General features: G+C 72.7%; 25 protein-coding genes. 6 read left to right on the forward strand and 19 right to left on the reverse strand.

Annotated features, from left to right (window positions below; all coding sequences use genetic code 11):
* Window positions 1-11: 11 nt before the first annotated feature.
* The 5 genes from ykgO to IE258_RS13925 form a co-directional block, all read right to left on the reverse strand.
* Window positions 12-134 carry a type B 50S ribosomal protein L36 gene (gene ykgO / locus IE258_RS13905; protein ID WP_003978293.1) on the reverse strand — a complete coding sequence of 41 codons (123 nt, stop codon included), beginning with the start codon at window positions 132-134 and terminating at the stop codon, window positions 12-14.
* A 37-nt stretch (window positions 135-171) separates the two neighbouring features.
* Window positions 172-336 carry a 50S ribosomal protein L33 gene (gene rpmG / locus IE258_RS13910; protein ID WP_007389579.1) on the reverse strand — a complete coding sequence of 55 codons (165 nt, stop codon included), beginning with the start codon at window positions 334-336 and terminating at the stop codon, window positions 172-174.
* 105 nt (window positions 337-441) lie between these two features.
* Complete coding sequence (locus IE258_RS13915; RefSeq protein ID WP_189743278.1) at window positions 442-1,770, reverse strand: M20/M25/M40 family metallo-hydrolase; 1,329 nt, start codon at window positions 1,768-1,770, stop codon at window positions 442-444.
* The gene (locus tag IE258_RS13920; protein ID WP_229892101.1) at window positions 1,767-3,161 is read right to left on the reverse strand and encodes a cytosine permease; all 1,395 of its coding nucleotides are present in this window, start codon (window positions 3,159-3,161) and stop codon (window positions 1,767-1,769) included. Before IE258_RS13920 ends, IE258_RS13915 begins: the two co-directional genes overlap by 4 nt.
* 2 nt (window positions 3,162-3,163) lie before the next feature.
* On the reverse strand, window positions 3,164-4,117 hold the full coding sequence (locus tag IE258_RS13925) for a DUF1177 domain-containing protein (protein WP_189743280.1): 954 nt from the start codon (window positions 4,115-4,117) through the stop codon (window positions 3,164-3,166).
* A 144-nt stretch (window positions 4,118-4,261) separates the two neighbouring features.
* On the opposite strand from IE258_RS13925, the gene IE258_RS13930 reads away from it, so the two are divergent.
* Complete coding sequence (locus IE258_RS13930) at window positions 4,262-5,098, forward strand: IclR family transcriptional regulator (protein WP_189743283.1); 837 nt, start codon at window positions 4,262-4,264, stop codon at window positions 5,096-5,098.
* A 37-nt stretch (window positions 5,099-5,135) separates the two neighbouring features.
* A complete protein-coding gene (gene pepE / locus IE258_RS13935; RefSeq protein WP_189743285.1) occupies window positions 5,136-5,867 on the forward strand; it encodes a dipeptidase PepE in 732 nt (243 codons plus the stop codon).
* Between the two features lie 58 nt (window positions 5,868-5,925).
* Here pepE and IE258_RS13940 read toward each other — a convergent pair whose 3' ends face one another.
* From IE258_RS13940 to IE258_RS13965, 6 genes are read right to left on the reverse strand one after another with little or no spacing between them, the layout of a single operon-like run.
* On the reverse strand, window positions 5,926-6,801 hold the full coding sequence (locus tag IE258_RS13940) for a phosphogluconate dehydrogenase C-terminal domain-containing protein (protein WP_189743287.1): 876 nt from the start codon (window positions 6,799-6,801) through the stop codon (window positions 5,926-5,928).
* The gene (locus IE258_RS13945) at window positions 6,801-7,601 is read right to left on the reverse strand and encodes a sugar phosphate isomerase/epimerase family protein (RefSeq protein WP_189743290.1); all 801 of its coding nucleotides are present in this window, start codon (window positions 7,599-7,601) and stop codon (window positions 6,801-6,803) included. The genes IE258_RS13940 and IE258_RS13945 overlap by 1 nt, the downstream gene beginning before the upstream one ends.
* The gene (locus IE258_RS13950) at window positions 7,601-8,380 is read right to left on the reverse strand and encodes a triose-phosphate isomerase (protein ID WP_189743292.1); all 780 of its coding nucleotides are present in this window, start codon (window positions 8,378-8,380) and stop codon (window positions 7,601-7,603) included. The genes IE258_RS13945 and IE258_RS13950 overlap by 1 nt, the downstream gene beginning before the upstream one ends.
* Complete coding sequence (locus IE258_RS13955; RefSeq protein ID WP_189743294.1) at window positions 8,380-8,907, reverse strand: ribose-5-phosphate isomerase; 528 nt, start codon at window positions 8,905-8,907, stop codon at window positions 8,380-8,382. Before IE258_RS13955 ends, IE258_RS13950 begins: the two co-directional genes overlap by 1 nt.
* Window positions 8,908-8,918: 11 nt before the next feature.
* Entirely contained in the window at window positions 8,919-10,670 is a 1,752-nt protein-coding gene (locus IE258_RS13960; RefSeq protein WP_189743296.1) for a dihydroxyacetone kinase family protein, read from the reverse strand.
* Entirely contained in the window at window positions 10,667-12,034 is a 1,368-nt protein-coding gene (locus IE258_RS13965) for an MFS transporter (protein WP_189743298.1), read from the reverse strand. Before IE258_RS13965 ends, IE258_RS13960 begins: the two co-directional genes overlap by 4 nt.
* Window positions 12,035-12,270: 236 nt before the next feature.
* On the opposite strand from IE258_RS13965, the gene IE258_RS13970 reads away from it, so the two are divergent.
* Window positions 12,271-13,044 carry a FadR/GntR family transcriptional regulator gene (locus IE258_RS13970; RefSeq protein WP_127895386.1) on the forward strand — a complete coding sequence of 258 codons (774 nt, stop codon included), beginning with the start codon at window positions 12,271-12,273 and terminating at the stop codon, window positions 13,042-13,044.
* Between the two features lie 89 nt (window positions 13,045-13,133).
* A complete protein-coding gene (locus IE258_RS13975; protein WP_189743300.1) occupies window positions 13,134-14,357 on the forward strand; it encodes a cytochrome P450 in 1,224 nt (407 codons plus the stop codon).
* A 20-nt stretch (window positions 14,358-14,377) separates the two neighbouring features.
* Here IE258_RS13975 and IE258_RS13980 read toward each other — a convergent pair whose 3' ends face one another.
* The 5 genes from IE258_RS13980 to IE258_RS14000 all read right to left on the reverse strand — a co-directional run bounded on the left by IE258_RS13980 (window position 14,378) and on the right by IE258_RS14000 (window position 18,947).
* Window positions 14,378-15,640, reverse strand: coding sequence for a cytochrome P450 (locus IE258_RS13980; protein WP_189743302.1), 1,263 nt, complete (start codon window positions 15,638-15,640; stop codon window positions 14,378-14,380).
* On the reverse strand, window positions 15,637-16,293 hold the full coding sequence (locus tag IE258_RS13985) for a GTP-binding protein (RefSeq protein WP_189743304.1): 657 nt from the start codon (window positions 16,291-16,293) through the stop codon (window positions 15,637-15,639). The genes IE258_RS13980 and IE258_RS13985 overlap by 4 nt, the downstream gene beginning before the upstream one ends.
* The gene (locus IE258_RS13990) at window positions 16,274-16,630 is read right to left on the reverse strand and encodes a DUF742 domain-containing protein (RefSeq protein WP_179235306.1); all 357 of its coding nucleotides are present in this window, start codon (window positions 16,628-16,630) and stop codon (window positions 16,274-16,276) included. The genes IE258_RS13985 and IE258_RS13990 overlap by 20 nt, the downstream gene beginning before the upstream one ends.
* Complete coding sequence (locus tag IE258_RS13995) at window positions 16,627-17,046, reverse strand: roadblock/LC7 domain-containing protein (protein WP_161376658.1); 420 nt, start codon at window positions 17,044-17,046, stop codon at window positions 16,627-16,629. Before IE258_RS13995 ends, IE258_RS13990 begins: the two co-directional genes overlap by 4 nt.
* A gap of 149 nt (window positions 17,047-17,195) precedes the next feature.
* The gene (locus tag IE258_RS14000; protein ID WP_189743306.1) at window positions 17,196-18,947 is read right to left on the reverse strand and encodes a sensor histidine kinase; all 1,752 of its coding nucleotides are present in this window, start codon (window positions 18,945-18,947) and stop codon (window positions 17,196-17,198) included.
* A gap of 361 nt (window positions 18,948-19,308) precedes the next feature.
* On the opposite strand from IE258_RS14000, the gene IE258_RS14005 reads away from it, so the two are divergent.
* A complete protein-coding gene (locus tag IE258_RS14005) occupies window positions 19,309-20,154 on the forward strand; it encodes a lysozyme (RefSeq protein ID WP_159323765.1) in 846 nt (281 codons plus the stop codon).
* A gap of 27 nt (window positions 20,155-20,181) precedes the next feature.
* On the opposite strand, the gene IE258_RS14010 is transcribed toward IE258_RS14005, so the two are convergent.
* The 3 genes from IE258_RS14010 to IE258_RS14020 form a co-directional block, all read right to left on the reverse strand.
* Window positions 20,182-20,904 (reverse strand): FAD binding domain-containing protein, encoded by a 723-nt coding sequence (locus IE258_RS14010; protein ID WP_189743308.1) that lies wholly within the window; start codon window positions 20,902-20,904, stop codon window positions 20,182-20,184.
* Window positions 20,905-21,074: 170 nt separating this feature from the next.
* Entirely contained in the window at window positions 21,075-21,866 is a 792-nt protein-coding gene (locus tag IE258_RS14015) for a hypothetical protein (protein WP_189743310.1), read from the reverse strand.
* Between the two features lie 96 nt (window positions 21,867-21,962).
* Window positions 21,963-22,703, reverse strand: a complete 741-nt coding sequence (locus IE258_RS14020) for a class I SAM-dependent methyltransferase (RefSeq protein ID WP_189743313.1) — start codon at window positions 22,701-22,703, stop codon at window positions 21,963-21,965.
* A gap of 44 nt (window positions 22,704-22,747) precedes the next feature.
* Between IE258_RS14020 and IE258_RS14025 the strand changes: the two genes are divergently transcribed.
* Entirely contained in the window at window positions 22,748-23,353 is a 606-nt protein-coding gene (locus IE258_RS14025; RefSeq protein WP_189743315.1) for a flavodoxin family protein, read from the forward strand.
* Window positions 23,354-23,383 lie beyond the last annotated feature (30 nt).

The raw sequence follows: 23,383 nt of genomic DNA on the forward strand, positions 1-23,383 counted from the left end.
CGCGCGGGTGCTCAGCCCTGACGGGCCTTGAAGCGCGGGTCCTTCTTGTTGATCACGTACGTCACGCCCCGGCGGCGCACCACCTGGGCGCCGGGCCTGGCCTTGAGGGCGCGCAGGGAGTTGCGGACCTTCACGACTGCCTCCTCACTTCTCGGCACTTCTCGGTGCCGCTCAGCGCTCCTCGCGGAACGGCACGTGCTCCCCCGCCACCGGGTCGTACTTGCGCAGGACGAGCCGGTCGGGGTCGTTGAGGCGGTTCTTGCGGGTGACGTAGGTGACGCCGGTCCCGGCGGACGACTTCAGTCTGACGACCGGGCGTGCGGTGCTGCGTGCCATGGTGCTCCTTCCGACCGCGGCGCGGGCTGCCGTTCTGTCCCGCGCATGTCAGTCACGCCCCACAACGCCGGCGGCCGCCGGGGCATTCCCGTCGGCCGTGGCGCGTCAGCAGTCCTGCCAGAGCCGGGTCATCACCCGCACCCCGAACCGCAGTCCCTCCAGCGGCACCCGCTCGTCGACGCCGTGGAAGAGCCGCCCGTAGTCGAGGTCGTGGGGCAGCTTCAGGCCCTTGAAGCCGAAGCAGCGGATGTCCAGCTTGGTGAATGCCTTGGCGTCGGTGCCGCCCGGGTTGCAGTACGGCACGGGATGGCCGTCCGGGTCCTCGGCTCGTACGGCGGCGCACATGGCGTCGACGAGGGGGCCGTCGAAGGCGGTCTCCATCGCGATGTCGTGGTTGACCCACTCCCGGGACACCGAGGGCAGGAGCAGGGCGTCGATGGTGTCGATCAGCTCCTGCTCGTGCCCCGGCAGGAAGCGGCCGTCGACGCGGGCGGTGGCCCGGCCCGGGATGACGTTGGTCTGGTAGCCCGCGGTGAACATGGTCGGGTTGGCCGAGTTGCGCAGCACGACCTGCATGAAGTCGGCCACGTGTCCGAGCTTGGCCAGTTCGGCGTCCAGGTCCTCGGCGTCGAGGTCGAGGTCGACCCCCTGGAGGCGGGCCGCCTCGGCGAGCAGGGCGCGCACCGGCTCGATCAGCCGGACGGGGAAGGTGTGGCGCCCGATGCGGGTGAGCGACTCGGCCAGGTCGGTGACCGCGTTCTCGTCGTTCGGGGAGGACCCGTGCCCGGCGCGCCCTGCGGCCGTCAGCTCCATCCAGGCCATGCCGCGCTGGGCGTTCTCGATCGGGTAGAGGCGCCGGGTGTCGTCCAGCGCGTAGCTGAAGCCGCCGCCCTCGCCGATCGCCTCGGTGACGCCCGCGAACAGCTCGGGCCGGTGCTCCACCAGCCAGTGGGCACCGAACTTGCCGCCCGCCTCCTCGTCGGCGAGGAAGGCGAGGACGATCTCGCGGGCGGGCCGGGTGCCGGTGCGGGCGAAGTGCCTGGCGGTGGCCAGCATGACGGCCACCGTGTCCTTCATGTCGATCGCGCCGCGGCCCCACAGGTACCCGTCCCGGATCTCCCCGGAGAACGGCGGCACCCGCCACTCGGCCGCGTCGGCCGGTACGACGTCCAGGTGGCCGTGGACCAGCAGGGCGCCGCGGGAGGTGTCGGCGCCGGGGATGCGGGCGACGACGTTGGCGCGGCCCGGGGCGCTCTCCACCAGCTCGGAGGGGATTCCGGCCTCGGCGAGGCGGGCCACGACCCAGTCGGCGCAGGCCCGCTCGTCGCTGGTGGGGTTGGAGGTGTCGAAGCGGATCAGCTCCGCGCACAGGTCGACGACCTCCCGCTGCGCCTCCTCGGAGGCCGGGACGGTTGCGGGTGCGGTGGTGCTCACGGTGCTCCTACGGTGGCCGTGCCGGAGGCGGCCGGGGTGGGTTCGGTGGTGTCGTCCAGGGCCGTGGTGCCGTACGTCCTGATCCAGCCGGCGAGGCCGAGGACGCAGTAGAGGACGAAGGCGGTCAGCAGCGAGTTCAGGGCGGGGATGCCGCCGTCGTAGAACTTGCCGACGCAGAAGGCGGCCGCCCAGATGACCAGGGACATGGGCACCCAGGTCGGTGACGTGGCGGGCAGGGTCTCCGCGTCGCGGGTGGCGTCCAGGGGTGCCCGCATGCGGCGCACCACCCAGTACTCGGCGACGATGATGCCGCCCACCGGCGGGATGGCGACGCCCAGCACGGACAGGAAGTCGGTGAAGTGGGTCATGATGCCGACGGCGGAGAGCAGGGTGCCCGCGATGCCGAGGACGATGGTGACCGCGCCGCGGTGCACGCGCTTGCCGAAGACGACCTGGAAGAAGTTGACGACGCCGAGCGAGGAGCCGTACAGGTTCCAGTCGTTGATCTTCGCGGTGGACATCAGGACCACGAGCACGCCGAAGACGCCTGAGGTGGAGAGCACGATCTGGGAGACCTGCCCGCTGCCGACCATGTGGCCGAGCAGGACGCCGGTCAGGCCGACGATGTACTCGGAGAGGATCATCGACGAGGCGCTCTGCAGGAAGACGTGGCTGCCCTTGCGGTTGTACCGGGTCATCTCCGGGGAGACGATCGCGCCGGTCATGAAGCCGCCCGCGATGGCGGTCGCGGCGACGGCGAGCGGGATGGTCTCGCCGGGCGCCGGGGAGTGGATCAGCTCGGAGAACGAGTGGTCGCTCAGCGCGTCGGTGACCGACCAGGCGACCATGGCGAAGAACAGCGGCGTGACGATCTTCGCGAAGACGGCCATGTACTTGAAGCCGAAAATGACCAGCACGGTGATGGCGACGCCGGCGGCCGTGCACCACAGCCAGGAGGGGCCGCCGACGAGCGCGGACACGCTGTCGCCGAAGATCGTGTTCTGTACGCCGAACCAGCCGACGAGGCTGACCGAGATGACCAGGCTGACCAGCGCGGAGCCGTTGCGGCCGAAGCCCGCCCAACGGGTGAGCAGCGGGGTCGCCAGACCCTCGCGCATGCCCGCGAGGCCGATCGCGAAGATCACGACTTCCAGGATCACCGCGCCGAGGGTGAAGGCGAGGAAGGCGTCACCGAAGGTCATGCCGACGCCGATGGTGGCGCCGAGGGTGAACTGCGAGATGGAGCCGGACTGGGCGAGCCACTGCAGCAGCATCGTCCAGAAGCCGAGCCGCTTGTCGCGCGGGACGCGGGAGAGGGCGTAGTCGTCACTGCCCACGGCTCCCGTGGCCGCTTGCGCCGATTGCGCGGCGGTGTTCTTGTCCATGGCCATGATCACGACCCCTCGGGTTCGCGGCCGAGGGTCTGCAGCCGGGTCAGCGAGCCGTAACGGGACACGAGGGCGTCGAACTCCTGGTCGTCGTGGAAGTCGAGCTGTCCGCCGCCGTAGGCCTTCGCGGTCTCGACGGCGAACCGGGCGGCGGCCGCGATGTCGGTCTCGTGGCTGGCGCCCGTCTGGCAGCCGGGCACCGCCGCCGCGGAGGTGATCGCGAGACCGACCACCGGTGCGGCCGTCGCCGTGGCGGGCTGCAGGATCGAATTGATGTGGTGTACACCGTTACCGTACGGGGTGATGTCCTGGGTGGTCACGGGGTACGTGACCAAGGGCTCACCGGTGACCACGGCCAGCAGCTCGCCGAGCCGCTCGCTCACCCTGAGCACCCAGCCCTCCTTGACGGTGGGCGACAGGGCGAGGCCCTTGTGGTTGATGATGCGGTTGCCCTTGGTGGTGTCGACGGAGAGCACGGCCTCCATCTCGCCGGTGACCTCGTGCCGGTTCATGGTCGCGATGTCGACGGGCGAGTCCATGAAGGGCACCGGGTCGTGCGGTGCGGTCGGGGCGTCCGGGCAGATGTGCGTGGCCACGATCACGTCGCCGTCGAGCACGTCGCCCCGGCGCCGCATGTCGAGCAGCTTGGCGGCGGTGGCGAGCGCCGCGACCGCGCCGTCCGCGTCGGAGACCAGGCCGACGGCCTCCGGGCGCGCCCCGACGCCGCCGAGCCGCCCCACCACGCCGAGCGTCCGCGCGGAACCACCCCGGGTACGGCCGGCCCGGCCCGGTATCCGTACGAGCACGAAGTCCGTCGAGCCGCGCTCGCCGGTGACGGTGGTGACCTCGGCGCCGGAGCCCTCGGGGCCCGCCACGGAGTCGAGGTGGGCGGCGACACGCTTGCCGTCGACGTCGGGATCGTCGAGCAGATCCACGAGGTCCAGGACGTACTTCAACATGGGCAGTTCTCCTGATCCGCACCGGGGGCGGTGCTCCCAGCAGGTTCGGGATGGACTAGCGTTGTCCGCAACTGTTTCCCGTTATCTGCAATACGGGTCTGCATGGTGAGATGCGAGGGTGAGAAGTGGCTGAGAGGAGCTGTCATGGCCGGTCGCCCGGTTGAACCCGTGGACCGCAGGACGCCGGCCGGGGCGCTGCAGACCGTCGACCGCGCCCTGCTGGTGCTGCTGGCGTTCGAGCGCACCCGCCCGGACTGGGGCGTCACCGAGATCGCCGCCGAGTTCGGCTGGGACACCTCGGTCGCGCAGCGGCTGCTGTCCACCCTCGCGGGCCGCGGTTTCCTGGTCTCCGACCCCGCGACCCGCCGCTACCGGATCGGCCCGGCCGCCCTGCGCCTGGGCCGCCTGTGGGAGCGTTCGGGCTCACTGGAGCTGCTCGCGGAACCGGTGCTGCAGGAGCTGCGGGCGGCGACCGGCGACACGGTGCTCTTCTGCCTGCCCGACAGCTTCCACATGCGCTGTGTCGCGGCCGTCGAGGGCGAGGAGGGGCCGCTGCGCTACTACCCGCTGGTCGGCGAGCTGTACCCGGCGCACGCGGGCGCCACCAGCAAGTCCTTCTACGCCTTCCTGCCCGACGAGCAGCGCCACCGGCTCTTCCGCGGGCGTCCGATGGCGCGCTTCACCGAGCGCACGGTCACCGACCCCGATCAGCTGGAGCGCGAGTTCCGCACCGTCCGCGCTCAGGGCTACGCGTGGACGGTCGGCGAGTACGACGCCGGCATCGGCACGGTCGCCATGCCGGTGTTCCTCGGCTCGGAGCCCTACGGCAGCCTCAGCCTCGGCGCCGCCAAGGAGCGCTTCCCCGAGGGACCCGAGGACCGTCTCGAGACGCTGCGCCGCGCCGCCCGGCTGCTGGAGCAGCGCCTGACCCACCCGCCCCAGCACCACCGGCGCCCGCGCGCGCCCCGTAGTACGTCCTGACGCACCACCGATCCACCCCGTCGACGAGGAAGAACCCGTGAACCTCCTGCTCCTGTCCAACTCCACCCAGCACGGCCGCGGCTACCTGGAACACGCCCTCGACACCGTGACCGGCTTCCTGCCCGCCGGCGCCCGGCTGGCCTTCGTCCCGTACGCGCTGGCCGACCACGACACCTACACCGCGCGGGTCCGGGGCGCGCTCGCCGACGCCGGGATCGACGTACGGGGGGTGCACGAGGGCGGCGACCCGCTCGCCCGGCTCGACGAGGCGGACGCCGTGTTCGTGGGCGGCGGCAACTCCTTCCGGCTGCTCTCCGCGCTGTACCGGACGGGGCTGCGAGAGGCGCTGATCAAGGCCGTGCGCGGTGGGCTGCCGTACATGGGGGCCAGCGCCGGGACCAACATGGCGGCGCCCTCACTGCGCACCACCAACGACATGCCGATCGTCGAGCCGCCGTCCTTCGAGACGCTGGGCCTGGTGCCGTTCCAGATCAACCCGCACTACCTGGACCCGGACCCCGGCTCGACGCACAAGGGTGAGACCCGCGAGGAGCGGCTGCGGGAGTTCCTGGAGGAGAACGACGTGCCCGTGCTGGGCCTGCGGGAGGGTTCCTGGCTGCGGGTCGAGGGCGACCGGGCGGTGCTCGGCGGCGAGCGGGACGCCCGGCTGTTCCGGCGGGGCACGGCCCCGCGCGAGCTGGCGGTGGGCTCGGACCTGTCGGAACTGCTGGACGTACGGGGCGAGTTCGACACCAGCACCCGCTCCTGAGCGCACGCGGCGACGCCGGAGGCCCGTGCGGGTCTCCGGCGTCGCCCGTAGGAGTGGGTCAGCGCTTGATCTCCTTGATCTTCAGCATGCGCGTGATGACCTTGTCCAGCTCCTCGTCGTCGAAGACCTTCTTCCAGTCCTCGCGCACGATGGACTCACGGCCGTAGTCCATCGCGATCAGGCAGGCGTCCGAGAAGGGGTTGGAGCCCTTCAGGGTGTTGGCGAGGGCCACCTGGGTGTGGCCGAGCAGCATCGCGCGGGCCGCCTTCTCGGGGACGCCGACGGTGTGGACGGTCTCGTGCAGGGCCTCGGTCAGCAGGGCGCCGACCATGCAGGCGATGGTCTCGACGAGGGTCGGCTCCAGCACGGCGAGCTGCTTCACGGTGACCCAGTGGACGTCGACGACCGGGGCGTACATGACGCGGATGACGGAGTCGGCGAGTTCCTGCTTGGCCGCGTCCCCGCCCTCGTAGGCGGCGACGACCTCCTGCGGGGCGGCGATGCCGCCGAAGGTGTCCTGCCACTCCTCCTTGGTGGTGCGCTCCAGGAACACCGAGGGGTGGCAGGGGTGGGCGCAGGCGTAGTAGATGTCCTCGCGGGCGAAGAGCAGACCGGCGTAGGCGGCGGCCGGGTCGAGGGTGAGGACGACGGTGCCCGGCTTCATGAGCGGCACGAGTTCCTCGGAGACCTTGCCGAGGACCACGTCGGGCACGGCGAGGATGACGACGTCCGCCTCGGCCGCGGCGGCGGCGGACTCGGTCAGTTCGCGGCCGAGGCCGCGGATCAGCTCCTGGCCCCTGGGCGACGCCTCGCTGAAGAGGACCCGGAAGTCGCTGTCGACCAGGTTGTTGGAGACACGCTGGCCCATCTTGCCGGCGGCCCCGATGACGGCGACGGTCTGCACGTCGGCGCGGGTCTGGATCTCGGTGGCCATTACTTGCTCCTCAGGAGGGTGTTGATGCTGTGCTGCGTCCACTGGTGTTCGAGCCGGGCGGTGGCGTCGTAGCCCTCGTCCTGCCACGGGAGCCAGTGCTCCACGATCTCGTTGATGCCGCGGTCCCCCGGACCCACTGCGGCGATCATGGCGTCGTAGTCCAGGAGGCCCTCGCCGAGCGGGCAGCCCGCGTAGGTGAAGCCGACCCAGCCGTCGCGGCGGGTGAAGGCGAAGTCCTTGACGTGGATGTTGACCACGTACGGCGCGGTGGCGGCCACCACGTCGGCGGGGCGTTCCAGCCGGGCGACGCTGTTGCCGGGGTCGAGGACGATGCCGAGGTGCGGGTCGTCGACGGCGCGTACGACGCTCACCAGGTCGTCGGTGGCGACCTGCTCGTAGGTCTCCAGGCCGAGGGTGACGCCCGCGGCGGCGTAGCGGGGCACGGCCTCCTTCAGGAGGGTCACGGCCTCGGTGGTGTCCGGGCGGTGATCGGCCGTGTTGAGCATGGAGCGGACCAGGGTCACGCCCAGCTCGCCCGCCAGGTCGAGGTACGTGAGCAGGTGGTCGGGGCGGATGCCGCGGGTGCCGAGTTCGAGGGCCAGGCCGAGGTCGGCGGCGGTGTCGCGGAGGTCGGCGAGCCGCGCGCGGTCGTAGCTCTCGATCGGCGCGTAGTCGCAGATCTGGAAGACCTGGCCGCCCAGCTCCGCCGTGTCGCGGAGCATGTCCGGCAGCCCCATCGGCTCGGGGGCGCGGGCCGAGAGACGCCAGAAGTAGGCGTAGGTGCTGATGCCGTACGCCATCACGCCACCGCCGCCGGGGCCGGGGAGCGGATCTCGTCGAGGATCGCCTCGACGTTCGCCGGGTCGTGGGCGAAGCGGCCGAGGAACAGGCCCTCGGCGGTGCCGGCCAGGCGGGTCAGCAGGCCGGGGCCCGCGCTGCCGCCGTAGATGACGGTGGAACCGGCGTGCCGGGGGTGGGAGTCGAGCCAGCCGCGCAGGGCGGTGCAGACGGTGGCGATGTGGTCGGCGGAGGCGGGCTCGGGGGCGCCGATGGCCCACTGCGGCTCGTAGGCGAGGACGACCGCGCCCGAAAGGCCGCCGAGCAGCCGTTCCGCCTCGGCGACCGTGCGGGATGCTGCGTCGGCCGGGTCGGCCGCGTCGCGTTCGCCGACGCACAGGACGGGGGTGAGGCCGTTGCGCAGGGCGGCGGCGGTCTTGGCGGCGACGACGGTGTCGCCCTCGCCGTACAGGCGGCGGCGCTCGGCGTGGCCGACCTCGGCGTAGCGGCAGCCGATCTCCTTGAGGACCGGGCCGCCGACCTCGCCGGTGTAGGGGCCGCTGTCCTCGGTGGCGATGTCCTGGGCGCCCAGCGCCACGCCGTAGGGGGCGAGGATCCCGGTGGTGGGGACCAGGGCCGGGAAGGTGGGCAGGACGAAGAGGCGGGCGGAGCCGGAGGTGACGGCGGGGTGCCGTTCGGCGAGGGCGGCGATCCGGCGGGACCAGTTGAGCGTCTGGTGGTGGCCGAAGTACATCTTGAGGCTCACCCCCAGCAGCACGGGGGACGGTGCGGGCGCGGGCATCAGGCTGCCGCCCCGCCGTCGGCCGCGCTCGCGTCGGCGGTGCCAGGGTTCACCGCGGCCACGTCGTCGGCGGTCTCGTAGTCGCTCATCAGCTGGACCTTGGCGGCCGACGCCGAGCTCTCGTCGAAGCGGTAGGTGAGCCACTCGGCGGCCAGGCGGCGGGCGAGTTCGAGGCCGACGACGCGCTGGCCGAAGGTGAGGACCTGGGCGTTGTTGGAGAGGATCGCCCGCTCGACGGAGAAGGAGTCGTGGGCGGTGACGGCCCGGATGCCCCTGACCTTGTTGGCGGCGATGGCGACGCCGAGGCCGGTGCCGCACACCAGCAGGGCGCGGTCGGCTTCACCCCTGGCCACCATCTCGGCGGCGGCGATGGCCACCTTGGGGTAGGCGGTGTGGCCGTCCGCGTCGACGCCGACGTCGGTGACCTCGGCGACCAGGGCGCTGCCGCGCAGGTCCTGCTTGAGGGCTTCCTTGTACTGGTGGCCGGCGTCGTCGGAGCCGACGACGATGCGGAGCTTGTCGGTCATGGCGGGTTTCCTCAGTGGTGGTCGAGCAGTGCGCCGTGGACGGCGCGGGTGATCAGGGCGAGTGAGTGGGCGCCCGCGTCCGGGGTGCCGAGGGACTTCTCGGCGTGCGGGCGGGCCCGGCCCCGGCGGGGCAGCAGGTCGGCGGTGCCGGCGGCGGCCGCGGTGGCGGTGGTGGCGGCGCGGTCCCAGGCGTCGGCGAGGGGCAGGTCCTCGGCCGTGGCGGCGGCCAGCGCGTCGGCGAAGGGAACCAGAACGTCGACCATGGTCTTGTCGCCGACCTCGGCCCCGCCCAGCCTGCGTACGGCGGCGGATGCCTCCGTGACCCCTTCGGCGACGCGGGCGGCGTCGGGGGCGTCCCGGTCACCGAGGGCCGCGCCGAGCGAGCGCAGGATCGTGCCCCACAGGGCGCCGGAGGTGCCGCCCGCCTTGTCGGCCCAGGCGTCGGCGGCGCGGGTGAGGACGGTTCCGGCGCCCGCGCCGAGTCCGTGGGCGTCGGCGGCGGCGCGGTGGGCGGCCGTGGAGCCGCGCCGCATGCCGATGCCGTGGTCGCCGTCTCCGGCCACGGCGTCGATACGGCCGAGTTCGTCGGCGTGGGCGTCGACGACCCGGGCCACCGCGTCCAGCGCGGCCAGGACGGTGTCGGCGGCCCGGCGGGAGGCGTCCGAGGCGGCGGGGACGACGGGGGCCGCTGGTACGGCGGTGTCCTGGGCGGCGGCGGTCGCGGACGCCCGGTCCGGGTCCGGCTCCGCCGCGTCGAGGGCGCCCTTGCGGTAGGCGGGCGTGTCGGCCGGGGCCCGCCACAGCTCCTCCAGGCGGTCGTCGAGCCAGGTCAGGGTCAGCGAGATGCCGGCCATGTCGAAGCTGGTGACCAGTTCGCCGACCTCGGGATCGACGATCTCCACACCGGCGTCGCCGAGGAGGGCCGCGACCCTGCGGTAGACGACGAACAGCTCCTCGTACTTGACCGAGCCGAGGCCGTTGAGGATCACCGCGGCGCGCTGTCCCGCCGGGTCGGCGACGTCCTCGGGGAGCTCCTTCAGCAGCGTCTCGACCAGCAGCCGGGCCGCCTCGTCGGCGGTGGGCAGTGCCTCCTCGCCGATGCCGGGCTCGCCGTGGATGCCGAGGCCCACGGCCATCCGGGCCTCGGGCACGGTGAACAGGGGGTGGTCGGCGCCGGGCAGGGTGCAGCCGGAGAAGGCGATCCCGAAGGAGCGGGTGCGGGCGCCCGCCCGTTCGGCGACGCGCAGCACCTCCTCCAGGGGCAGACCCTGCTCGGCCGCGGCGGCCGCCGCCTTAAAGACGGGCAGGTCACCGGCTATGCCGCGGCGCTTGGCGGACTCCTCGGGCCCCGCGCTGGAGATGTCGTCGGCGACGGCGAACGTCCGGGTCTCGACGCCGTCGGCGGCGAGTCGCTCGGCGGCCTGGCCGAAGTGCAGGACGTCACCGGCGTAGTTGCCGTACATCAGCAGGACTCCCCCACCCGCGTGCGCGGCCGTGGCCACGGAGTGGATCTGCCGGGCGGAGGGTGAGGCGAAGACGTTCCCGACGGCGGCGCCGTGGGCCAGACCGCGGCCCACCAGGCCGGAGAACGCGGGGTAGTGGCCCGAGCCGCCGCCGATCACCACGGCGACCTGGCCGACCGGGGTGGCGGTGGCCCGGACGACGCCGCCGGTGACCGGCCGGACCCAGCGCCGGTGCGCGGCGGTGAACCCCTCCAGCGCCTCGTCGGCGAAGGCGGCCGGGTCGTTGAACAGGCGGGTCATCGCAGGGCCTCCTCGGCCTGGGATTCGACGGCGGGGGCGGGTTCGTCGGTGCGGCTGCGGGAGGCCAGCCAGATCATCAGCGCGGCGGACAGCAGCATGAAGAAGCCGACGAGGTAGAGCGGTACGTAGTAGGCGCCGCTCCAGTCCTTGAGCCAGCCGGTGATGTAGCTGGAGGCGAATCCGGCGACGTTGCCCGCGGTGTTGATCAGGGCGATGCCGGCCGCGGCGGCGGCTCCGGTCAGGAAGCGCGAGGGCACCGACCAGAAGACGGGCAGCGCGGCGAAGATGGCGCAGGCGGTCACGGTGATCACCGCGACGGTGGCGGTCGGAGAGCCCATGTAGAGCGCGAGGGGGATGGACACGCCGCCGACGACGGCCGGGCCTGCCACGTGCCAGGTGCGGGTGCCGTGGCGGGTGGCGTGCCGGGTCCAGAAGAAGAGGACGACGGCGGCGGGCAGGTACGGGATGGCGGTGATCCATGCCTTGTCCATGACGCTGAACGTGGTGTCGTACTGGTCCTGGAAGCCGTTGATGATGGTCGGCAGGAAGAACGCCAAGGCGTAGAGGCCGTAGACGAAGCCGAAGTAGACGGCGGCCAGGGTCCACACGCGTCCGCTGCCGAAGGCCTTCTTGAGGTCGCCCTTGGCGTGCTGGCCCTCGCTGCCGGTCTTCTGCGCGTTCTCGGCGGCGAGTTCCGAGGTCAGCCAGTCGCGCTCGGCGGGGGTGAGCCACTTGGCGTCGGCGGGCTTGTCGATCAGGTAGAACCAGGCGATGACGCCCAGGACGATCGCGGGCAGCGAGACGAACAGGAACATCACCCGCCAGCCCTCCAGGCCGAACAGTCCGTGCCGGCCGATCAGCCAGCCCGCCAGCGGGGCACCGAAGACGGTGGTCAGCGGCTGGGCGAGGTAGAACAGGCCGAGGATCTTGGTGCGGTGGCGGGAGGGCACCCACTGGCTCAGGAAGAGGATGGCGCCGGGGAAGAAACCCGCCTCGGCGACACCGAGCAGGAAGCGCAGCGTGTAGAGCTGGCCGCTGCTGCTGACCCAGGTGAACAGCAGGGAGACGATGCCCCAGGTCACCATGATCCTGGCCAGCCAGCGGCGGGCCCCGAAGCGGTGCAGGGCCATGTTGCTGGGGACCTCGAGCACGATGTAGCCGAGGAAGAAGATTCCGGACGCGAAGCCGAACTGGGCGGCGGTCAGGGCGAGGTCCTGGCCCATGCCGTTCGGCTCGGCGAACGAGACGGCCGTGCGGTCCAGGTAGTTCACGAAGAACATCAGCGCCACGAACGGCACGAGGCGGACTGAGACCTTCTTGATGGCAGTTCTCTCGACTGCCGTGGATGGCGCTTGGGCACCCATGGGCGACTCCTCGGCTCGCCCGGACAGCTCCGTCCGGGTCGGGTCACTCCGGGTGGGCCGCCACGGGGGCGGCCGACCGGTTCGCTTTCACGCTAAGCCTCCGATCCAAATTGGTCACCAATTTACCAGTGTGGTGAGCGCCACAGATCGTCCAGCGGCTCAACTCTTGACAAACCTCAGCCGAGGGAGCGATGAACTGCCTGGTCAGCGAGGCGAGCGCGGCATCTGGTTGACTGGTGACCGTGACCAGTCAGCCTGATCAGCACAGCTCCGCCGGCGCGCCCGACCTCGCGCAGCTGCTGCGCCCCGTGGTGCGCGAGTCGTCCGTCAGCGAGGTCGCCAAGCGGCTCCTCGACCACCTCTCGGCCGGCGACATCCGGCCCGGCACCCGGCTGCCCGCCGAGCGGCAGCTGGCCGAGGCCCTGGGCGTCGCCCGGTCCAGCGTGCGCGGCGCCCTGTCGGCGCTGGACGTGCTCGGGATCATCGAGATCCGCCCCGGCTCCGGGTCCTACGTGCGCGAGGGCACCTCGGAGTTCCTGCCCCGGGCGATCAACTGGGGCCTGATGCTGGGCCAGCGGCGCACCCAGGACCTGGTCGAGGTCCGCACCTACATGGAGGGCGTCTCGGCCCGGCTCGCCGCGGAGCGCGCCACCGACGCGGACGTGGCCAGGCTGGAGGAGCACCTCCAGCACATGCGCGACGCGGGCGGGGACGTCACGGCGTTCATCGACGCCGACATCGCCTTCCACCTGGAGACGGCCCGGATCGCCCGCAACACCGTGCTCAGCGACATCCTGCACAGCATCCGGGCGCTGCTCCAGGTCTGGATGGAGCGCGTCAGCGACATCGAGGGCACCGTCAGCGGCACGCTGTGCGAGCACGACGCGGTGCTGCAGGCCGTCCGGGCCCGCGACCCGGAGGCCGCGGACCGGGCGATGGCCGAGCACATGCGGATGGCGAGCGCACGACTGCGCGCCTCGGTGGACGGCTCCGGGGACGGCGAGGGCTGAGGGGGCGTTCACCCCGTCGCGCGGTCTGTCGGAGGCGTCGCGTCGTCAATAGCCTGGTGGGACAAGGCCGTTGTCGACCGAGGAGCCTCATGTCCACCGCGCAGCAGGTCCCCGACATCCTCTCTCCCGAGTTCGCGGCGAACCCGTACCCGGCCTACCGGACGATGCGGGACAGCGCGCCTCTCATCCGGCACGAGGCCACCCAGAGCTGGATCGTCTCGCGCTACGAGGACGTGGAACGCGTCTTCAAGGACCGCGGCGGTCAGTTCACCACCGAGAACTACGACTGGCAGATCGAGCCCGTGCACGGCCGGACGATCCTCCAGCTGAGCGGCCGGGAGCACGCGGTCCGGCGCGCCCTGGTCGCTCCGGCGTTCCGCGGGGCCGACCTCCAGGAGCGGTTCCTGCCGGTCATCGAGCGCAACTCCCGTGAGCTGATCGACGCGTTCCGGCACACCGGCCGCGCCGACCTGGTCGCCGACTACGCGACCCGGTTCCCCGTCAACGTCATCGCGGACATGCTGGGCCTGGACAAGGCCGACCACGACCGCTTCCACGGCTGGTACACGTCGGTCATCGCCTTCCTCGGCAACCTCTCCGGCGACCAGGAGGTCGCGGCGGCCGGTGCGCGCACCCGGACGGAGTTCGCCGAGTACATGTTCCCGATCATCCGGGAGCGCCGCGAGAACCCCGGCGACGACCTGCTGTCCACGCTGTGCGCCGCCGAGGTGGACGGGGTGCGGATGAGCGACGAGGACATCAAGGCGTTCTGCAGCCTGCTGCTCGCGGCGGGCGGCGAGACCACCGACAAGGCGATCGCGGGCATCTTCGCCAACCTGCTGGCCCATCCCGAGCAGTTGGCGGCCGTGCGCGAGGACCGGAGCCTGATCCCCCGCGCCTTCGCCGAGACCCTGCGCTACACCCCGCCGGTCCACATGATCATGCGTCAGACGGCGACGGACGTCACGCTCAGCGGCGGCACGATACCCGCCGGCGCCACCGTCACCTGCCTGATAGGAGCGGCCAACCGGGACGAGACGCGCTACCGCGACCCGGACCGCTTCGACATCATGCGCGACGACCTGACCACGACCACCGCCTTCTCGGCCGCCGCCGACCACCTCGCCTTCGCGCTCGGCCGGCACTTCTGCGTCGGCGCCCTGCTGGCGAAGGCCGAGGTCGAGACCGGAGTCGGGCAGCTCCTGGACGCGCTGCCCGGCCTGCGGACGCAGGAGGGCTTCGAGGTGGTGGAGCGGGGCGTGTTCACCCGGGGCCCGCAGTCGCTGCCGGTGCGCTTCACTCCCGTGGCCTGAGGCAGCCGCGCGCCCGGGCGTCAGGCCACGACGGGCGTGAAGAGCGCGGGCAGGGCGGTCAGGCCCCGCATCCAGATGGACGGACGCCAGGTCAGCTCCTCGGGCTCGACCGCGAGTACGAGGTCGGGCAGGCGTTCCAGCAGGGTCTCGACCGCGGTGCGGGCGATGACGTCGGCGAGCAGCGGCGCCGGGTACGGACACCGGTGCTCGCCGTTGCTGAAGGACAGGTGCGCGGAGTTCTCGGCGCCGACGTGTGCCTCGGGCCAGAGCTGGGGGTCGGTGTTGGCCGCGGCGAGGCCGAGCACGAGGCAGTCGCCGGCCCGGATCTGCCGGCCGCCCAGCTGGGTGTCGTTGACCGCCCAGCGCCCGATGAAGTTCTGCGTGGGGGTGTCCAGCCACAGCACCTCGTTCAGGGCCTCCCCCACGCTGAGGCGGCCGCCGGAGACGTTCAGCGCGAAGCGTTCGTCGGTGAGCAGCAGGCGCAGCGTGTTGCCGATCCAGTTGGCGGTGGGCTGCTGGGCGGCGGCGATGACGGAGATCAGGTCCTGGACGATCTCCTCGTCGGTCAGTCCCGCCGGGTGGGTCAGCATCCGGGAGGTGACGTCGGGTCCGGGCCGCTCGCGCTTGTGGCGGACCAGTTGGTGGATGCGCTCGCCCACGCGCGTGTACGCGGCGACCGGGTCGTCGCCCTCGGCGGCGTCCAGGGAAATGCGCAGGTCCTCGACGAGCTGCCGGGTCTCGGCGCCGCTGTGCGGCATCCCGCACATCCGTACGGCGGCGATCATCGGCAGGGGGTGCGCGTAGCCGCTCATCAGCTCGGCCCGCCCGCTGCCGGCGAAGGCGGCGATGAGGCGGTCGGCGAGCTGTCGGCAGTCGCGGGCCAGTTCGAACTGGTCGATGCCGGCCAGCGCCTGGGTGATGACCCCGGCCCGCCGCCGGTGCTCCTCGCCCTCGGCGAACAGGACGGACGGCTGATGCCCCACGTAGGGCAGCAGGGGCCAGTCGGGCGGGATGCTGCCCCACTGGTTCCAGCGGCGCGAGTCCCGGGCGAACAGCTCGTCGTGACTGGTCACATAGCTGACCTCGGGATAGCCGAGGACCAGCCAGGCGGGGATGCCGCCGTCGAGGAGCACGGGTGCGACGGCGCCGTGCTCGCCCCGCAGCCCTCGGTACAGCTCCGACGGGGTCTGCTGGTACTCCAGTCCGGCCAGCGGTACGGCGTCCGGGTGCGCGGGGCAGCCCGGTGCGGCGACGGGGTGGGGTGCCGGGTCGATGTCGGTCACGATGCGCTCTCCTGGGCCAGGGCCAGTTGGTAGAGGTGGTCCACGAGGGTGACCAGCACGTTCTTGCCCGAGGTCCGCACCCGTGCGTCGCAGTCGATCAGCGGCACGTGGTCGGGCAGCGCGAGGGCCAGCCGGATCTCGTCCAGGGAGTGCCGGGCGGTGTCGTCGTCGAAACGGTTCACGGCCACCACGAAGGGGGTGCGGTGGTGCTCCAGCCGGTCTATCGCGTACCAGGAGTCGTCCATCCGGCGGGTGTCGACCAGGACGACCGCGCCGAGGGTGCCGGAGAACAGCCGGTCCCACAGGAACCAGAAGCGTTCCTGGCCGGGGGCGCCGAACAGGTACAGCACCATGCGGTCGTTCAGGCTGATCCGGCCGAAGTCGAAGGCCACGGTCGTGGTGGTCTTCGACACGACCCCGCCGGTCTCGTCGACGCCGACTCCGGCCTGGGTCATGACCTCCTCGGTGTTGAGCGGCCGGATCTCGCTCACCGATCGGACCAGGGTGGTCTTGCCGACCCCGAAGCCGCCCACGACGACGATCTTCAGCCCGGTCTCGGCGGCGTCGGTGAGGGGCTTGCGTCCGGAGACGGCCGTCGCTCCGGGGGGCGTGGCGGAGTCGGAGGCCGTCGGGTCAGAGGTTGCGGAGCCCATGGAGCACCTCCTGGAGAAGGGCGGTATCGGGGTGCGACGCGGCGGTCTGCCCGAGGCGCGGGTGGCGGGCGGTGATGCTTCCGGTGGCGAGCAGGTCGCCGAGCAGGATGCGGACCACCGTGATCGGCAGGGTCAGCTCGGCGGCGATCTCGACCACGGCGGTGGGGTGCCGGCACAGGTCGAGGATGCGGACGTGCTCCGACTGCATACCGGCCGACGGCCCGCACTCGGTGACCACCAGGGTGACGAGGTCGAACGAGTCGTCGGCACGGCTGCGCCCGCCCGTGACCGTGTAGAGCCGGTCGGGTGCGCCGGTGTCCACGGGCCTGCGGGTCACGACGAGCTGCCCCCGGGGACGGCGTGGCGCGGCTCGGCCCTCAGGTGCTCACCGATCTGTTCGACCATCTCGGTCATCTGGTGGCCCACCACGCCGGGGTCGGCGTCCTCCACGGCGACGACGGCCAGGTGGGCGCCCTCGCCCGCCTCCACGATGAACAGCAGGCCCCCGTGGAACTCGGTCATGGAGTGCCGGACGCCGCCGGTCCCGTTGCCGAACTCGACGGAGGCGCCCTGGGCGAGGGCCTGGATGCCGGAGCAGATCGCGGCGAGCTGGTCGGCCCGGTCCAGGGTGAGGTGTTCGGTCCAGCAGAGCTTGAGGCCGTCGCGCGAGAGGACGAGGGCGTGGCGGGTGCCGGGGGTGCGGTCCAGGAGGTTCTGCAGGAGCCAGGTGAGGCTGTTGTCGGTGGTCTGCATGATGGGTGCGGGGACGGTGGTTCCCGGTACTGCGGTCACCGGCCCGTTCCTCCAATCTCACGAGCGACACGGGCAATGGGGGGCGAGGGCACCGGTGCGGGGGCCGTGCGGCGCGGCGCGGTGCGGGGTGGGGGCCGCGGGCCGGCCGCCTAGCCCGGGACGTGCGGTTCGGAGCCCGGGGCGTCCGGTTCGGCCTCCGGTGCCCCGCCGGCCGCCCCGGACCGGCGTCCGCGGTGGAAGGCGCCGAAGCTGGCCCCGGCGTCGCGCGAGGCGGAGGCGGCCGGGTCGACGGGCGGCCGGTGGTGGTCGCGGCGTTCCCGCTCGGCATCCGCCTCGGCCATCGTGCGGCCCGGGGAGCGCATGGGCAGGCCGCCCGGCGTGGCGGTCGCCGGTCCGGGCCGCGCCGCCTGTTCGGGCGGGCCGGTCCGCTCCGCCGGCCGGACGTCCGGGACGCGGCGGGCGAACGCCGGTACCTCCGCCGCCGGTGCCGGGCCGGGGACGGTGGGGGTGCCGCCACCGCCGAAGGTACGGCCGGTCAGTACGGGTCCCGGGTCCCGCTGCTGGGCGAGCAGTTGGGGCGGCACCAGGACGACGACGCCCGTGCCGCCACGCGACGAGGGCCGGTAGCTCACGCCGACGCCGTACTTGGCGGCCAGCCGTCCCACCACGGCGAGGCCGAGGCGGGTGCCCTGCAGCGAGGCCAGGTCGTTCGTGCGCCCCGACACCGCCTGCTCGGCGTGGCGCATGGCCGCGTCGGCCATCTTCAGTCCGCTGTCCTCGATGGTGATGACGATTCCGGCGGTACGTTCCTCCACGTAGACGTGCACCTCGTCGATGGGCGGCGAGAAGTTGGCGGCGTTGTCCATGAGTTCGGCCAGCAGGTGCATGACCCCCTCGGCCGCGTAGCCGGAGATGGCGGCGCCGGTGGAGCAGTGCATCCGCACCCGCTGGTAGGCGGCGATCCGGCCGACCGCGCCGCGCAGGATGCTCTCCATCACGATGGGTCTGTTCCAGGCCCGGCTGGAGCGTCCGCCCATCAGGAGGGCCAGCCGGTCGGTGATGAGGCCGAGCTGGGAGGTGCTGTGGTCCAGGCGCAGCAGATCGCCGAGGACCTCCTCGCCGTGACGATCCTGCATGTCCCTCAGATCGGCGAGCATGCTGACGGCCTTGGCCTGGACGCGGCTGAGGGACTTGGCGGAGGCGGCCTGCGCGGCGGCGGTGCGCCGTTCGCTGTGGGCCAGTTCCCGGACGAACAGTTCCGCGCAGGCCCGTGCCGGTGCTCCCCGTGGCCATTCCAGCTCGGCGAGGACGTTCTCCGCCGAGGTGCCGTCCCGCAGTTTCTCCACCGCGGCGGGCAGGGTGCTGTGCGTCAGGTGTTCCAGCTCGGCGGTGCCCCGGCGGGCCTCCTGCACCGCGTGCTGCCGCCGTGACTCGGCGTCCGCGGCATGCCGTACGGCGTCCTCCACCAGGACGGCGAAGCTCTGCACGACCTGACGCAGGTGGGACCCCGAGGCGGGCGCGGTGTTGGCGACGGCCTCGTCCGCGCCGGTGCCGTCGCGCACCTGCTGCGCGATGCCCGGCAGCGCGACGTTGACCAGGTGCACGAGGCCGGCGTTCTCCTGCGCGAGCTGGGCCTTGAGGGAGCTGATCTCCGTGCGCCGGACGGCCGCGGTCCTGCGGGCCCGGCCGACCAGGTGGGAGCCGAGGACGACGGACACGGCGACGCACAGCCAGGACGTCACGGCGAGGGTGGCGGTCCAGCTGCGGGCGGTCTCGGGAGCAGCGGCCCAGGCGGCACCGGCGGCCGCGGCGGCGGCCGGCAGTACGAGCAGGGGGACGGCTGGGGTGGAGCGGTGAGGTTTCTGCGTCCTGGGTGGGGTGGGGGGTGCAGACACTGACATTCCGCGGTCCCTCGGGTCCTTGAGAGCGGGGAAAGGGCCGGTCGACCTGGGTCGGCCGCGGGCCGGAGCCGTGCCACCGGCACGTGGTGATCACTCCGGCGGGCTTGCGGCTCATGCTAGTCACCGGGTTGACCGCGCATGCCGCACCGGCGACAGACCCCACCGAGGAGCGAACTTCGCCGACATCCCGCCAATCGAACTCACCCATGTGGTACAGGCGTTCTGCCTGGGACGGATGCGGCGACCGCGGGTCAGGGGCCGGGCCGGACCCGGGCCAGGCGCCCCGGCCGGGGACCGCCGGCGACTCCGTCTGGGCGAGCGTGGGATGCGGTGCGGCCCGACACCGGTTCGGATGGGTGCCATGCGCAGACCCATAGCCGTGGCAGCTCGCCACTCACGCCTGCTCACGTCAGGCGTCATCCTCGCCGCCCAGTCACTCCTCCTGACCCTCGCCGCGGTCCCGGCCTCGGCCTCCGCACAGGCCGACGGCACCGCGACGCCCGTGCGCGGTTCGGCCTACATGGGCCGGGGCGTCCTGGCCCACGAAGGAGTCCAGGGCCGCCCCGTCGGGACCCGCGTCGCCCAGACCGAGGGGGTGGACGTCTCCAGCCACCAGGGCAACGTCGCCTGGTCGACCCTCTGGAAGAGCGGCGTGAAGTGGGCCTATGTGAAGGCCACCGAGGGGACCTCCTACCGGAACCCGTACTTCGCCCAGCAGTACGGCGGTTCGTACGACGTCGGCATGATCCGCGGCGCGTACCACTTCGCGACCCCGGACACCTCCGGGGGCGCCGCCCAGGCCGACTACTTCGTCGACCACGGCGGCGCCTGGTCCAAGGACGGCAAGACGCTGCCGGGTGTCCTCGACATCGAGTACAACCCGTACGGGGCGACCTGCTACGGACGGACGCACAGTCAGATGGTCAGCTGGATCCGGGCCTTCCTGGACCGGTACGAGCAGCGCACCGGCCGTCACGCCGCCGTCTACACCTCCACCAACTGGTGGACGCAGTGCACCGGGAACTACAGCGGTTTCGGCGCGGACAACCCGCTGTGGGTCGCCCGGTACGCCTCGTCGGTGGGGACGCTCCCGGCCGGCTGGGACTTCCACACGATGTGGCAGTACACCTCGTCCGGGCCGACCGTCGGGGACCACGACAAGTTCAACGGGACGCTGGACCGCGTCAAGGCCCTGGCCAAGGGCTGACGCGGACCGCCCGGCCCCCTCGCCGGTTCAGCGGGTGGCGAGGGGGCCCAGGGTGTCGGCGACCTGTTCGCGCACCACGTCCAGGGCTCCGGCCGGCAGGCCGCCGATGTCCGTCCGTTCCAGGGCGTCGAGGGCCTCGTCGGGGCCCGCGTCGCAGCCGGCGGTCTCGCTGAGCACGTCGTAGCCGTCGCGTACGGCGACGCGCAACCGGTGCCGGCCCTCGCCGTCGGCGTGCACGGCGGTGGCGACCACCAGGGGCGGCGGGCCGCCGGCTTCGGCGGGCTGCTTGCGGTAGCCGCTGGCCACCGGCGTGCGCCAGCGCAGGCCGAGCAGCAGGTGACGCTTCGCCATCACCTCGGCCAGATCGGTCTCGTAGGGGCGGTCCGGGCCCAGCACCTCGGCGCGGGCGTCCAGCACCAGGGCCGCGGGCAGCAGGCAGCGCAGGCTGCTGCCGACGAGGTTGCCGCCGACCGTGGCCGTGCGGCGCACGGCTCCGGTGCCGACCGAGCCCGCCGCCCTGCGCAGTACCTCCGGCACCCGGTCGTCTATGCGGTGCAGCACCACGGCCGCTCCCAGCGACTCGGGTCCGACGGCGGTCGCCTCCGGCAGTTCACGCAGCGACATGGCCAGTTCCGGGAAGCCGTCGCGTTGCCAGGTGGCCCACACGAGAGTGGCCCCGCCGATGGGCACCGCGCCCTGCGCCATGCACTCCTGCGCTTCGGTCACGGTCCTGGGCTGACGCAACAGCATGGCGATCGACCTGCTTCCCGGAAGTCGGCGGCCGGACGACACCGCGTCTTCCGCCGGGCAATCACAGTCACTGGATTGTCCGCACCGCGAAGGGGGCGCGTACAGGGCTCACTCGTTTTCCGTGTGCGCCTTCCGCGCGCCGGTGCGCCTCCGGGGGCTCGGCTGCCGTGTCACGGCCCGAGAAGCGCGTCGGCCAGTTCGGCGCCCAGTCGTTCGCCGTCCTTGCGGACCAGTTCGGGGACCTGGGTGTTCCAGGCCGCCGCCGCGCGTTCCAGGGCCTCGGCACAGGCCCGCCGGGCGCGGCGCCCCAGCACCGCCGTGGCGAGGGGCAGGAGCGGACGGGCCACGGAGCGGCCGCTGAGCCGTGCCCGCACGGTCACCCGCCAGCGTGCGTCGGGGGCGGGGCGCGGTACGACCGTCACCGAGACGCGGGCGAGCGGGTGCGTCAGGGTCCCGCTCAGCGGGGCGCGGGACGGGTGGCGGCCGTGGCCCGTCGCCTGCCACCACCTGCCGAGGTCGAGGTGCAGACGTCCGGTGCCGCCGAGGTACTCGGCCCGCCTGCCGCCGCTCGGGCGCAGCGTCGCCGACAGCCACGCCTCCCGGGGCCGTTCGGCGCTCGTGAGCCCGAGTGCGCAGACCAGACGGGCGGGATGAGCCGGGTCGCCGTCGAGGGTGACGACCTCCAGCGCCGTCTCCCGGCGGCGGTCCCAGGAGACGACGGTGAGGCACTGGTCGGCGTCCGGTTCACCGTCCTGATCGCGCACGGGCCGGTACTGCGCGCCGGGCCCCAGGTGCCTCCCCCGCACCAGCACCAGGCCCGGCACCGGACGTCCGTCGGGCAGCCGCAGGCGTGCTCCGTCGGCGTCCGTGCCCTCGGCCAGGTCGTGCAGCGCGACGACGCACGACTCCAGCCAGCGGCGGGGTACGGGGGCGAGGGTCACGGTGTGCCGGAAGCGGGCCATGCGGCGAGGATGGCCGCTCGCCGGGCGCCACGTCACGGGTGCGTCCGGGCAGTGAGCGGGCGCCGTTGGTTGCCGGTTCCCGGAGTGCGGGCGGCGTCAGCCGCCGTCCTCTCCCGGACGCCGCGCGACGAAGACGAACTCCCGTCCCTCGCGGTCGGGTGCCCCGCGCACCTCCCGTACCTGGTATCCCTGTTCGACCAGGTCGGCCGCCACCTCGTCGCGCTCGCGGAAGCGCAGCGTCGAGTCGGAGGTCAGCACGTCGCCGTCCGCGCCGAAGACGTAGGTCCACCGGAAGGTGACCAGGGGGCCGCTCACGTCCAGCAGCCGGCACCAGCTCTCGACGGTGCCCGTACCGGGGACCTCCGTGACCTGGTGCGTGTGCTCACGGGTCCACTCCCGCCAGGCGCGCCGGGCCGGGTCCCGGGTCTCGAACACCAGGTGTCCGCCGGGCCGCAGTGCCTCGTGGGCGCCGCGCAGCGTCCCGTGCCAGGAGCGCCGGTCGGTGATCGCCTGGGCGACGTTCGCCGTCATGGTCGCGAGGTCCACGCTCAGCGCGGGGAGCGAGGCGGCGTCGCCCTCGATCCAGCGCACCCGGTCGGCGCCCGTCCTCGCACGGGCCACGTCGAGACTCGCCCCGGCGGGGTCGACGCCGACGACCTCGAGGCCGCGGTCGGCCAGCAGCAAGGCGAACACCCCGGTTCCGCAGCCGATGTCCAGCACGCTCCGCGCGCCGAACTCGTCGGCCATGCGCAGGTACGGGACCAGGTCGCCGCGGTCGGTGTCGAGCACGTCGTAGAGCGCGGCGAGCCGCGGATGCCGGAAGCACTCGTCAGCCATACGGCCGACGATAGCCCCCCTCCCGCCGGGGAACACGGGTAGGCATGCGCGCACTCGTGATCAACTGCACTCTCAAGCCCTCCCCCCAGCCGTCGAACACCGAGGCGCTCGCCGCCACGGTCGTCGCGGCGCTCAAGGGCCACGGGGCGGAGGTGGACGTCGTGCGGGCCGTCGACCTGAACCTGAAACCGGGGGTCGAGACCGACATGGGCGACGGGGACGACTGGCCGGGCGTGCACGAGAAGCTGCTGGCCGCCCGGATCCTGGTCATCGCTTCCCCGACCTGGCTCGGCCGCCCCTCCTCCGTCGCCCAGCGGGTCCTGGAACGCATGGACGCCATGCTCTCCGAGACCGACGACGAGGACCGCCCGGTCGCCTACAACCGCGTCGCCGGAGTCCTGGTCACCGGGAACGAGGACGGCGCCCACCACGTCATCAGCGAGATCAGCGGCGGGCTCGCGGACATCGGCTACACCATCCCCGGCCAGGCCTGGACCTACTGGCACCTCGGTCCGGGACCCGGGCCGGACTTCCTCGACGATGACCGCGGCCACGACTGGTCGATCTCCACCGGCCGGGCCATGGCGTCCAACCTGGTGCACGCGGCGCGTGCGCTCGACGCGATGCCGCTGCCCGCCCCGCCGTCCTGATCGGCGGGCCGCCCGGGCATGTCTGCCGGA

Origin of the sequence: Streptomyces tendae (genome assembly GCF_014650435.1) — a bacterium.
Classification (GTDB): domain Bacteria; phylum Actinomycetota; class Actinomycetes; order Streptomycetales; family Streptomycetaceae; genus Streptomyces; species Streptomyces tendae.

Bases quoted from the DNA above. Each gene is read 5' to 3' on its own strand.
- IE258_RS14000 (WP_189743306.1), bottom strand. From the start codon at position 18,947: ATGTCAGTGTCTGCACCCCCCACCCCACCCAGGACGCAGAAACCTCAC.
- IE258_RS14015 (WP_189743310.1), bottom strand. From the start codon at position 21,866: ATGGCCCGCTTCCGGCACACCGTGACCCTCGCCCCCGTACCCCGCCGC.
- IE258_RS13930 (WP_189743283.1), top strand. From the start codon at position 4,262: ATGGCCGGTCGCCCGGTTGAACCCGTGGACCGCAGGACGCCGGCCGGG.
- IE258_RS13995 (WP_161376658.1), bottom strand. From the start codon at position 17,046: ATGCAGACCACCGACAACAGCCTCACCTGGCTCCTGCAGAACCTCCTG.
- IE258_RS13920 (WP_229892101.1), bottom strand. From the start codon at position 3,161: ATGGCCATGGACAAGAACACCGCCGCGCAATCGGCGCAAGCGGCCACG.
- IE258_RS13925 (WP_189743280.1), bottom strand. From the start codon at position 4,117: ATGTTGAAGTACGTCCTGGACCTCGTGGATCTGCTCGACGATCCCGAC.
- IE258_RS13955 (WP_189743294.1), bottom strand. From the start codon at position 8,907: ATGACCGACAAGCTCCGCATCGTCGTCGGCTCCGACGACGCCGGCCAC.
- IE258_RS13950 (WP_189743292.1), bottom strand. From the start codon at position 8,380: ATGCCCGCGCCCGCACCGTCCCCCGTGCTGCTGGGGGTGAGCCTCAAG.
- IE258_RS13965 (WP_189743298.1), bottom strand. From the start codon at position 12,034: ATGGGTGCCCAAGCGCCATCCACGGCAGTCGAGAGAACTGCCATCAAG.
- IE258_RS13985 (WP_189743304.1), bottom strand. From the start codon at position 16,293: ATGGGCTCCGCAACCTCTGACCCGACGGCCTCCGACTCCGCCACGCCC.
- IE258_RS14020 (WP_189743313.1), bottom strand. From the start codon at position 22,703: ATGGCTGACGAGTGCTTCCGGCATCCGCGGCTCGCCGCGCTCTACGAC.
- IE258_RS13975 (WP_189743300.1), top strand. From the start codon at position 13,134: ATGTCCACCGCGCAGCAGGTCCCCGACATCCTCTCTCCCGAGTTCGCG.
- IE258_RS13960 (WP_189743296.1), bottom strand. From the start codon at position 10,670: ATGACCCGCCTGTTCAACGACCCGGCCGCCTTCGCCGACGAGGCGCTG.
- IE258_RS13945 (WP_189743290.1), bottom strand. From the start codon at position 7,601: ATGGCGTACGGCATCAGCACCTACGCCTACTTCTGGCGTCTCTCGGCC.
- IE258_RS14025 (WP_189743315.1), top strand. From the start codon at position 22,748: ATGCGCGCACTCGTGATCAACTGCACTCTCAAGCCCTCCCCCCAGCCG.
- IE258_RS14005 (WP_159323765.1), top strand. From the start codon at position 19,309: ATGCGCAGACCCATAGCCGTGGCAGCTCGCCACTCACGCCTGCTCACG.
- IE258_RS14010 (WP_189743308.1), bottom strand. From the start codon at position 20,904: ATGCTGTTGCGTCAGCCCAGGACCGTGACCGAAGCGCAGGAGTGCATG.
- IE258_RS13940 (WP_189743287.1), bottom strand. From the start codon at position 6,801: ATGGCCACCGAGATCCAGACCCGCGCCGACGTGCAGACCGTCGCCGTC.
- rpmG (WP_007389579.1), bottom strand. From the start codon at position 336: ATGGCACGCAGCACCGCACGCCCGGTCGTCAGACTGAAGTCGTCCGCC.